Annotated in this window: 12 protein-coding genes; all 12 read right to left on the reverse strand. The window is 44.9% G+C overall.

The window, feature by feature from the left end:
- Positions 1–1,240: Bgr_08870 family protein (locus PVV57_RS08890; RefSeq protein ID WP_273783897.1), on the reverse strand; the 1,240-nt coding region annotated here is incomplete at its 3' end.
- A gap of 14 nt (positions 1,241–1,254) precedes the next feature.
- A complete protein-coding gene (locus PVV57_RS08895; protein WP_273718801.1) occupies positions 1,255–4,398 on the reverse strand; it encodes a DUF4815 domain-containing protein in 3,144 nt (1,047 codons plus the stop codon).
- A gap of 1 nt (position 4,399) precedes the next feature.
- Entirely contained in the window at positions 4,400–5,518 is a 1,119-nt protein-coding gene (locus tag PVV57_RS08900) for a phage tail protein (protein ID WP_273783899.1), read from the reverse strand.
- On the reverse strand, positions 5,518–6,345 hold the full coding sequence (locus tag PVV57_RS08905) for a baseplate J/gp47 family protein (protein ID WP_273783901.1): 828 nt from the start codon (positions 6,343–6,345) through the stop codon (positions 5,518–5,520). Before PVV57_RS08905 ends, PVV57_RS08900 begins: the two co-directional genes overlap by 1 nt.
- Positions 6,342–6,683, reverse strand: a complete 342-nt coding sequence (locus PVV57_RS08910; RefSeq protein WP_273783903.1) for a GPW/gp25 family protein — start codon at positions 6,681–6,683, stop codon at positions 6,342–6,344. The genes PVV57_RS08905 and PVV57_RS08910 overlap by 4 nt, the downstream gene beginning before the upstream one ends.
- Positions 6,680–7,369 (reverse strand): phage baseplate assembly protein V, encoded by a 690-nt coding sequence (locus tag PVV57_RS08915; protein WP_273783904.1) that lies wholly within the window; start codon positions 7,367–7,369, stop codon positions 6,680–6,682. Before PVV57_RS08915 ends, PVV57_RS08910 begins: the two co-directional genes overlap by 4 nt.
- Positions 7,350–7,898: a hypothetical protein gene (locus PVV57_RS08920; RefSeq protein ID WP_273783906.1), complete on the reverse strand. Its 549-nt coding sequence runs from the start codon at positions 7,896–7,898 to the stop codon at positions 7,350–7,352. Before PVV57_RS08920 ends, PVV57_RS08915 begins: the two co-directional genes overlap by 20 nt.
- A complete protein-coding gene (locus PVV57_RS08925) occupies positions 7,895–8,248 on the reverse strand; it encodes a hypothetical protein (RefSeq protein ID WP_273783907.1) in 354 nt (117 codons plus the stop codon). Before PVV57_RS08925 ends, PVV57_RS08920 begins: the two co-directional genes overlap by 4 nt.
- 1 nt (position 8,249) lies before the next feature.
- On the reverse strand, positions 8,250–9,326 hold the full coding sequence (locus PVV57_RS08930) for a major capsid protein (protein ID WP_273724452.1): 1,077 nt from the start codon (positions 9,324–9,326) through the stop codon (positions 8,250–8,252).
- Positions 9,327–9,338: 12 nt separating this feature from the next.
- A complete protein-coding gene (locus PVV57_RS08935) occupies positions 9,339–9,704 on the reverse strand; it encodes a head decoration protein (protein WP_273783909.1) in 366 nt (121 codons plus the stop codon).
- Positions 9,701–9,967, reverse strand: a complete 267-nt coding sequence (locus PVV57_RS08940) for a hypothetical protein (RefSeq protein ID WP_273783911.1) — start codon at positions 9,965–9,967, stop codon at positions 9,701–9,703. Before PVV57_RS08940 ends, PVV57_RS08935 begins: the two co-directional genes overlap by 4 nt.
- A partial coding sequence (locus PVV57_RS08945) for a S49 family peptidase (protein WP_273783912.1) occupies positions 9,964–10,347 on the reverse strand: 384 nt, incomplete at its 5' end. The genes PVV57_RS08945 and PVV57_RS08940, both read right to left, overlap by 4 nt.

A 10,347-nucleotide genomic window follows, 5' to 3' on the forward strand; every position in this document is an offset into this window, starting at 1 on the left:
CACCTCTTGATGTATCACCCCCAGCATCACCTCCGTTACCGCTTATCTTGCTCGTAATTCCACTTGTTCCAGCACAACCATTTCCGCCTTTGGCAATTCCTAGATGTTCATCTGTTGCTAAACCAAAGTTTCCACCTGTACCTCCAGCGCCACCAGAGCCTGAATAGTAGGAAGTCGTACTACCACCAAATCCCGAATGAGAGGTATAGGAGTAAGCACCTCCACCACCTTTTCCTCCTGTAGCTGTCATAAAATTTTTGCCAACAACTGTTATTTCTCCAGAATTACCGCTTACACAACGCTTTGCAACAGAAGCTCCTCCTTTACCAATGACGATATCTTGATGACCGTTTAAACTGGCCTTGTAGCCATACCACACGGAACAACCTCCGCCGCCGCCGCCACCGCCTAATCTTGGTGTATCCGCACCACCACCACTACCGCCGCCGCCCCAGGCTGTAATTTCGACTTTGGTTTTATCCGTTACCCAATCGGGCCATTGAATTTTCCCATCCTGCGTATACAGCAATTCAGCATCAGCAAGAGCCGGCCAATTGGTGATTTTATCAGTCAAATCTTTTTTAAGACTCTTTATCCCTGCTAAGATGGCTGCATCCACTTGCGCCTTCGTATAAACAACATCACCATCAACTTTCAGTGGTCCTTTAAGCGAGCTACCACTCGCACTTAAGTTTGTGATCACTTCACCATTATGGGTGAGGCTAAACGACGAATTACCCAACAGTTCTAAGCCAGCACTCATAGTGACTTTGCTGGTAAATTTATTATAACTTTGCCATTCATTGGGGCTTGTGAGGTGTCCATAGCTTGTGAGATCTTCATTGATCTTAGCTCTAAAATCATCAAGCCCCACAATATCTTCGGTTTTATGTTGGTGTGCGCCTAACAGGGAGATAGCACTGCCAAAGGTGAAGTTATTATTGCTTGATTTATAGAGAACATAATTGTTGGCTGCATCGTGTGCCCCCTCGATATCGCTTAAATCAGCAAAGGTGAAGGTTTTATCCGCTGCCATTTTGGCCTTCAAGGCTGCTTCAAGATCTGTGATATCACTTATGCTATGCATGTGTTTTGAAGGCGCTTTTTCCTCTACCTTGTCCTCAACATCGGCTATTGCCTGATCAATTTTGGTCAAGTTTTCCCGTAAGATTGGGAATTCAGAACTGATAAAGTGTCCTTCTTTAGGCAATTCCATGTCGAGTTTTTTGGTTTTTGTCATCTCTCATTCTCCCCTCATAATATGCCGGCGCCAAAATCACTCACCATGGACCGTGCTGCTGGTCCACCGGTAAGGGTCAATTTCAAGCGCGCTTGTTTGGCTCCTTTGTCGCTGCTCACAAATTTGCGTTCTGTCCAAAGCGGTTCAGCGAGTTGTTCTGTTTCCTCTAATTTCAAAGGGGTGAAAGCACCATCATCCAGTTGCATCTCGAGTGTAAAGGTTGCACCGCCCGGTAAAAATGTTTTGATATAACTGGTCAACCTTGCCTTTTCGCCAAAGGCAAAAGCACGGGTGACATAAGTGGCTTCCTTATGAATCTTCCCCGCAATTAATTGAACAGGCGCAAACAAGACGGGTGAGAGCTTTTCTGTGCCTTTGAGAATGGCGCGAAGCTTTACCTTTTCACTGATATATTCAGTAAGACTGAGCAATTGAAAGGGAAGGAGTTGATAAACCGTGCCGTTGTTTCGTTCAATTTCAAAGATGACAGAACACGCACTTGAAGGCAATTCAATGGCTGCGCGGATTTGCAAATCAGAGCAGTCCACAAGATCAAAAGTGCCAAGATCAATGGTTTTTTCTGTTTGTGTGTAGCGTGCAGCTAGCACACGAAAGGCTAAGGCCTCATCTTGATGGGCGGTCCAGCTTTGCGCATTGACAGAAGAAAAGCGTGGACCGGTCACGTAAGGGTGGCTTGAGACGTATCTCTGGTGTTCTGCATCAAAATCCCCAAGCTTTGCTAAAGAGACGGAATGATCAGCATCATCTGTCTTGATAACGAAAGCCGTTAAGCGGTCATCGGGAACTAACAGTGGCACATCATAGCGTGCCTCTGCCCACCCTCTCTTTGCGCCCTTCATAGAATAAAAGCTTTGCGCTTGAATATCGGCGGTCGGATAGCCATTTTCGGTTGTCACCAAATCAATCACCAGATCATGGTTCTCATTGCCGATTTTGCAAAGATGAAAGTCAATTCCTGTGATTTGCCGTGTTTCATCGGGGGTAAAAACTTGCGCTTGTGGGTCCACTTGCGTCCATATCTTCACAGTGGTGGTGCGCCGCATCACTTTCACATCAATCACACCTTGACCGGTAAAAAGCCCCGTTGCAATGGTTCCACCTTTTCCCCGTGCCACAACATTTTTTGTGCCAGCGGTGATGTTTTGTGGAATCTTAAAAGTGCCCTCAAGGGTGCCCTTGCTATCGGCAACAAGGCGGCTCGCTGGCAAGACATTCACACCATCAAAGGTAAGACTTTCCAAGATTTCTCTACTACCAAAACCTTCAATTTTAAAGTGAAGGGTAATTTGTCTCAAAAAATCGATTTGCTCTTGAGTCTCATTGATGAGATCATCACGCACTTCTGTGTTACGGATAGTTCTGCCACGGTTCCTGCCCATAATGATCTGATTGGTGACACCAGAGAGCCAATCGGTGCGCTGTTCATGCCAGAAGTCTGTCGCGGGTTCAAGGGTTACTGTACCAGGCAGGGGTGCAAAATTTTGATAAGGATTGATTTTTTCGCAAGCCGTTGTCAATTCCTGCGCAATGATCACTTCATTTGTCCAGTCAAGCGTAACAGGCGCTTTTAAAGGAGCAGTATAGAATGTTGGATCAATAGCAAGCTGCAAAATACCATTGCCTACAGCGCCCGTTTGTTGAAAGCCTTCATCTCTGTAATGATCATCAAGAAAGGGATCTGCAAACATGCCTTTTTTGGCAACAGGTTCTTTAGAGTCAACATTGCTTTTAATGCGCTCTAACTGCATCAACCGGTCAAGGGAAAGCACCCGTTGAAAATAGCGCCACATCTCATCATAGGGGGCAACCCGTGTGCCATCATTGACCACAACCGGCGTTTCAAGCCAATTGTTGGTGATCGTTGCAAGGGATAACACATCATCAGGGACACTGGGTGCCATAGGGTGGTCTACTGATATACCTTTGATGTAAACCACATTACCCCCTGTGTTCAGTCCTATACGGTCAATGCGGGGCAATTTGTAAGTGTAACTGACGATAATATCCCCACCTTGCGCCCCCCCTGAGACGGTGATTTCCTTTGCTGTTACCTTATCAGCCGTGATTTTTGCACGATAGCGATAAGTCACCTTATAGCTACTTCCCGCTAAAGGTTCGTCTCCTACGGGTGCCCAATCAATGGTGTCTCCGGTTTTTTTAAAATCTGTGCCTTCTTTAAATTCCTTGCTTCCTTGAACGACCTTAATAAACGCGGTGATGCTTTTATCGGGAACACCATCACGCCCTGCGGCAACCGCACCACGGGTGACATTAACAGTTTTTTCTTTTGTCAACAAAAGAGACTGAATATCAGCAATAGGAAAATAATAGGGTTTAAAGGTAAAACTTGTTTTCCCTTTTGGGGGCGCAAAAATATGCGTTTCGCTTGGAACAACGCTTGTCGAAAAATCCTCCACCTCTTCATGGCGCAAGGCGGCTAGACGCTTGCGTTTAAAGCCATTGATATTGGCTTCCCCTTCTTGAATACTAAAGACTTGGCAACCGTTGTTTGCTCCTAAAGCGCTTACACGGCAGCCACTCACGATATAATGCCCATGGGCTCTGTCATACGTCGCAATAGCTTGCATGGCGGGTTCAAGCAATGAGGGGGATTTTTGATCAATCAGAACACCATCTTGTAAAATATAAACCGGAAAGAAAGTGCCTTGCTGTGTATCTTCTTTCAGTGCCCAAACAAGCTTTGCTGTTTCGCGTGCGGCACCAGGCTCTCCTTCTGCCAAGGTGCCAGGGACTTGCCCCAACAGCTCTGGATCATCCTCATGGGTTATCCATTTTTTTTGCAGCTTCACACCAATTTCCAAACGTCCAATCATGGCAACATTATTGAGTACAGCTTCAGAGACCGGAAAAATATCGCCTGCGATATAGATCTTGCCATCCGTTAAAGTGACGGTCCTTGTTTCTTTATTGACAAAAGCATCAGCCCGTTCCACGCGGTCTCCTTCTTGTGCTACAAGACGTCCCAAGCGGTCATGCCGTCCCCTTATAATGGTTTGAACTTCATTCAGTTCACCCCCTTGAATAAAGGGACGCTGTCCATAAAAGACAACGCTTTGTTGTTCCTCTTTGCCGCGAGATCTGTCAATTGCAAAGGGTAAACCACTTTCATGCTTCATATTAAAACCTCAATAAAATCTTGAATTGTTCGCGAACATCGGCACGCAAAGGAATGTTAATGGGCGTTTTGAGTATCTCCACACCACCATTCAGTTCATCAGTCTCCAACCAAAGCTTGCCCAAAGGGATATCAAGAGGGATATCTTGTTTGGGAATGCCGTGAACGAGAATGGAAACAAAGGCTGCTTGTTTGCCGTCAACATCGTGAAAATCTGTTCGTGCAGCTAGAAACAACAAGGTGCCTGTTGGGGAAGGGTTAAATCTGTTACCACAATGGCTGTACACACCATCTAAAGCTTGTTCGACAGGCGCTACAGCATAGCATTTTTGATACCCAATCACGGCATTTTGGGTGTCTCTTAACACGAGATAAAGCGTGCGACCATGAAACCATTCTGCCATGAGCATATCGCGTTCATGTTTTTTGACCGAACACCACGGAAAATTTGCCATGTCCCATGGATAATCGATTTGGTTCCAGCTTAACTCTTCATCCCCATCATCTATCCAATTGCCAATAAGCCTGCCTTCTTCTCTTGTGAGAATGCACTCTATCTCTGTTGTGCGCCCAAAGGAAAACAAAGTTCCCCCAGCTGTTAAGTGAACACCGCTCTCAGAATCCAACATGCTGTCATCAAGGCGTGACATATTGGCTTCCATGGCTTGCACATCATAACCATAGGTCCCACGGCGAAAATCAGAGCGCAAACTTTTGGAAAGGTCAGTGATTGCTTCAATAGCTTCAAGCTGTGTTCGTTCAGGCAACTGATCAAAGTAAAGTTGAAAGGAATTCCACCATGCGCGCCCCGTCCATGCGGGTTGAAAGCGTGCCGAAATCTCTAGCCATCTCAAACCCATCTCTATTGCCGCAAGAGAGCCACGTATCCTCTGCCATGCAAGCCCTTGATCAATTAAATCATAAAGGTTTGGAACATAAGGCGTAAGCTCTCCAAGCCCGTATTCTTCAATCAACCACGGCAAGAAACGGGGAGGGCGTGTGATCAGTTTTGCGCGTGAAATCCCCAAAACAGAATCATCAATATCTTGATGAAAATCGCAAGCATCAGCAAGGCGCTTTTCAAATTCTGTTGCGTTTGTGGGAAGGAGGGAACCAACCATTAGCGCGCACGCCCTTTGAAGTTTAAGGTGATTTTTCCAATCGATAAAACTTCTTCATCACAAACTGTACTGTCCCTTGTTGGTGTAATGGCGATCACTTTTTGGACACCAGAAATCATGAGTTTTGAAATCCACCACGACAAACTTAATTCACGACCAATGGCTTGTTCTTGTCTCCATGCTGCTCTTAAATTTGTTTCCATTGTTGTGAGAATTTTCAAAGATGTTTCTGGTAACAGCCAAACATCTGCTTCTAAATCCAGCACTTTTTTGACAGCAGCGTGAACAATGATTGTATCATTGGTCATGATGATATTTTTTCTGTGCAGAGCTTCTGAGACTGTTTGTATGAGATCTTCAGAGGCTGTTCCTTCTTCATTGTTGCCAAAAAGAGCAACATAGATAGTTGGGTCTTTGCCTTTACGGTAAACAATCGCATCCTTAACACGACTATCGCTTGAGAGAGCGATAAGCTTGTAATAGGGCTCTGTCCCGCTACCATTGCCACCACGGGCATGAAGCTCTATACGTTCACGATATCTCTCGTCACTTTCACCCTCCATGCGGGCAAGACCATGCCAGTTTCCTAAAGCATCAAGAGATTCACCGGTTGCAAAATCAAGAATGTTGTTGCGTGCCGCTTCGTTAATACGCTGTCTTAAAAGCAACTCTCGATAGCTAAAAGCCTCAATGACTTTTACAGCCGGATCACTTTCAAGAAGGGTATATTCCGGCAAAAGCTCTTTTAAATGGGCAAGAGCAGCAGCGCGTATTTCCTCAAAAGAAAGTTCTGTGATGATTTCGGGTTTTGCAAGCACTCCATTCATTTTATCAATAATCCTTCCATGGTAATGGGCTTGCCGGATGGCAAATAAATGCCTTCAAAGGACAAAGAAACTTGTCCAGCCTCAACCATTTTAAAATCAATTTTTTTCAGTTTAAAACGCGGTTCCCACTTGTCTACAGCCTCAGCAACAGCAGCATAAAGAGCAACAGCAAAAGCATTATTAACCGGTGCATCAATAAGTTCAGCAACACGTGAACCATAATCACGCCGCATTACACGCGAACCAATCCGTGTTGACAAAATATCAAGGATTGATTGGCGCAAATGATCAATGCCGGTTAATGGCTTTCCAGTTGTGCGGTCCATTCCACTGTTCAATTGGGGCCTCCTGTCATAGAACCGCCAGGGGAAACACCACCATGAACATGGCTGTTTCCAATATTGGTGCCGTTATGCTTTAGTCCACTTGAGTGAATGGAAACATTATTCCCAGAATGAAGAGAGAGACTATCATTCGAATTCAGTGAAACGCTACCACCTGCCTTCAAAGAAATGCCGCCCTTTGCGTTTAAATTTATATCGCTTTCTGAAACAATCTTTATACCTTCCGGTGCCGTAAGCTCTAGCTTGCCACCATCACCTTTTAGTGACACACCATCAGCGATTGTCAGGATAAATTTTCCACCGGATTTGATGTGAATTCCATAAGTGTTTTGTTCATCATCATATTCAAGGCTGGTTCCATCAGGGTATATCGTTCGGTGAATGCTGCCCTTATCGGCGGCTTGATTAGCATCTGTATGAATGGAGCCAACAATCACCCCTTGTGATAAATCTCCAGATGACGCGATAACAACCACTTGCTCTCCAATATCACGCCCTTCATAAGAGCGTGTTTTACCGGCGCGGGCTTGGGTGTCTGGAATCCAGTCACTGACAAGATTGCCACTTTTTACCCGATAGCGTGCATTTTTATGGTCGACATGGCTAATTTTTCCCACCACAACCATATTGGCCACACGTCTCTTTAGATCTGTGATTTCTTTATCGCGTCGCTCTAACATGTCCACCTTCAATTTTATGGTATTTATCTTTGTTTTTCACGCCTGTTTCTGGTTCAAAGCTTAAGAAAGGTTCAACAATTCTTGCTACACTGCCTTCTTCTTCATCCATGTTGGGGATATTTGTCACATAAATGACTTCAAAGGTTAAAATTGCACCATGGAGTGCTAGAGCGCCATTATCGCCAAAGGCAAAAGCAATATTTTGCAGGCGGCATGTCTCAACGGTGTTGTTGAGATTGGGATTAGCGTAGAAAATCTCCTCAACTTCCCATGCTAATTGGTCAACAAAACGCGCTCCATCTTCACATGTCGCATAACATTCAACATCTAGCGTTAAAACGCGTCGCCTTACTCCATAATCATAGCCATCTTCAATTGTTTCACTTTGTGTTGAGATATTAATTGCAGGCGTGTTCTCAACGGAAAAGTTGAAATCACGCATATTGAAAACGTTGTCACCAGCTGCCGTCTTTGCTGCCTTTATCAAAGCAACAAAGCTTTCCCTTATCGTTTCGCGTGGATGTTTCATTGTTTTATCTCTCGCAAGATAAGCTTATACATACCGGATTCTGAGGCTTGGACATCTGTGACAATGAAGTGCTCTTGAGAGGGGGCTTTGCTGTTTTCAGGGGAAATGATTACAACATTATCTTGAGGGTTTGGTGGTAAGCCTCCAATGTCATTGATACAAAGATCAAGTTCCTTTCTTGCAATTGTGGTAGGGATTCTGCCACCGGCGTCCGATTCTGAATGTTTAATGGTGTAAATCGCTGTGATCCGAAAAGATTGCTGGTTGTCCTTTCGCGTGTAGATGATGGGCTGCCCAAAGGTGTTGCGTACATCTTTAACCATTTTGTTGAGCAGCCCGTGCCAACGCATGTTATTTCGCTCCAATCACGGCTTTAAACAGCATTTCTGGGCGTGTACAGATGTAAAGCGGATAGCTGTAGACCTCCGGTTTTACCCATGCATTACGGTCGTGATCAACGATCAACATGGTGTAGAGAGGCTTTCCAACGGTGTTAGCAAAATCCAAGCTTTCACCAGGGGAAAAGGTTTTTTGGAATACACCAGGCGCATCAACAGGAAAGAATTGACATTCATCCGGCTTAATGCCTATGGCGCGCTTTGTTCCAGCCTTCGCACTCACATTATAGTTGTGAATACTCCGGTAATTAATGAAAGTGACACCTGCAAAGTCAAAACTGCCAAAGCTGCCCGCGCCAATTGCGCTTGGTGTTGCAACACCTCCGGCGCTATTAAGTGTTTGTGCTAAGGCTGTGTTGAGATAAGTTTCACGAATTGTTTTATGGTTTTTCAACTTGGAAAAGAATTCATTTCCACAAAGCCCAATAATCCGCGAACGATCAGAAAATGCTCCTTTTGAAGCCTCAATCATCCGCATAATGACCCGATCAACATTGTCAGCAACATTGGTTGTCTCATTATTCAGTTTAAAGTCAATGGGCTTTGGGGGTGTGATTTCCCATTCTTTGTACCAGTCAACAATGACAGAGCCATCAGCATCAAGGACAACACCTTGAACAGCGCCAAGCTGCATATTTTCCCATGTCAATTCGATTTCAGAAATCAGTTTCTTTTGTTTTCTGGCAATATATTTCATTGCTGTCTCGAGTTGATCTTCTGTGCCAAATTCACGCCGGTTCTGGATTTCTTCTGATTTTACGGTATCACTTTTGGCAATCCGTGTTGTTTTGAAAAACCGAAGATTACGACCCTCTCTATCACCTTCTGCCAAAGGTGCGCCGCGTTCACTGGTTTGAATAAGCGAAAATGTATTATCACGCCGTTCAATACCAACCACTGTGGTACTGGTTTCAACTTCCTCAAAAAGATTAAGAGAGCTTACAAGACCAGGTTGAAACTCATAGTTTTCAATGGCTTTCATCATTGTGATGCTTGAGAAAGCATCATGTTTAAAAAAATTCATATCCATGTGTGCATTCTCCTATCGCAATAGAATGTTGTTTTTGTCTTCGAAAGACTGAATGGCCGCGTTCTTTTGCTCATCTGTGATGGCATCTGGCCATAGCAGTTCAGAAGCTTTCACTGTGCATAAGCGTGCTGTAATCACGGCGCGTTGATCGGCGCCTGTTGCGTCAACAGTGGCAAAAGAAATCCCTGCCGGTGTTTGGCTGCCATCTGTTGCTGCTGGATTAAGGGGGATATATTTTTCTGATGAGGTTATCTTTCCCATAACAGTTCCCGCTTCAATGAATGCTCCTGATGCAAACACCACTTCTTCGTTTGACATATCGGGGTCGTAGGGTCCAAGATAAGCGCCATTGCGTACGTCTTCATAAACAATATTCATTTCACTGCCCTCCAAGCTGCTTCCCATTTTGCGTGAATCTTTGCTTTGCTTGTCCCATCACTATGAGGGGTATAAGGCGAGACTTTTAAAGACGCGCTTTGAGAGCTAGCAGCCGTCAACACACATTGGCGTGCTTTCTCGATGCTCATACCGTTTTGAATAGCTTTTGCTGCGTCAAAAGAAACGCCTAAGTGCTTTGCTTGCCTTTCAAGGTTGGTCAGTGCTTTTGCGCGCTTTCTTTCTTTTTCAAGCACGGCTTTCATATCTTCGCGCTTGTTTTCATTGTCCTCATTGTCTTCGTCCTCATCTTCGTTTTCTTCGTCGTCAAAGATTTCGGCGTTTTTGTCGACGTCATTATCGTCTTCGTCCTCTTCCTCGTCATTGATGATGTCGACAATCTTTTCGTCATCCTCTTCCTCAGCGCGGTATTGTGTGCGTGCCATGTGTTTTGTCCTTCTTTTGTTGTTGATGTTGGGTTTTGTGATATGGAATCCGTTAAGGCTTCCAAAGCTTGCGCAAGGGTGCCTTGCACATCTGCTAATCCAAGCGCAATAGCTTGGGTGCCTATAAAAGTTTCTGCTTTTGTGTCACGAATTGCATCAGCATTTAAGCGTCTGTTTTGCGCCACCAAATCGACAAACAT

It is taken from the genome of Bartonella sp. AU15XJBT (assembly GCF_028618615.1).
GTDB lineage: Bacteria > Pseudomonadota > Alphaproteobacteria > Rhizobiales > Rhizobiaceae > Bartonella.

Excerpts from the sequence above, each read along its gene's own strand:
- PVV57_RS08920 (WP_273783906.1), bottom strand. The coding sequence starts at position 7,898 with ATGAAACATCCACGCGAAACGATAAGGGAAAGCTTTGTTGCTTTGATA.
- PVV57_RS08895 (WP_273718801.1), bottom strand. The coding sequence starts at position 4,398 with ATGAAGCATGAAAGTGGTTTACCCTTTGCAATTGACAGATCTCGCGGC.
- PVV57_RS08940 (WP_273783911.1), bottom strand. The coding sequence starts at position 9,967 with ATGAAAGCCGTGCTTGAAAAAGAAAGAAAGCGCGCAAAAGCACTGACC.
- PVV57_RS08900 (WP_273783899.1), bottom strand. The coding sequence starts at position 5,518 with ATGGTTGGTTCCCTCCTTCCCACAAACGCAACAGAATTTGAAAAGCGC.
- PVV57_RS08925 (WP_273783907.1), bottom strand. The coding sequence starts at position 8,248 with ATGCGTTGGCACGGGCTGCTCAACAAAATGGTTAAAGATGTACGCAAC.
- PVV57_RS08930 (WP_273724452.1), bottom strand. The coding sequence starts at position 9,326 with ATGGATATGAATTTTTTTAAACATGATGCTTTCTCAAGCATCACAATG.
- PVV57_RS08905 (WP_273783901.1), bottom strand. The coding sequence starts at position 6,345 with ATGAATGGAGTGCTTGCAAAACCCGAAATCATCACAGAACTTTCTTTT.
- PVV57_RS08915 (WP_273783904.1), bottom strand. The coding sequence starts at position 7,369 with ATGTTAGAGCGACGCGATAAAGAAATCACAGATCTAAAGAGACGTGTG.
- PVV57_RS08935 (WP_273783909.1), bottom strand. The coding sequence starts at position 9,704 with ATGAATATTGTTTATGAAGACGTACGCAATGGCGCTTATCTTGGACCC.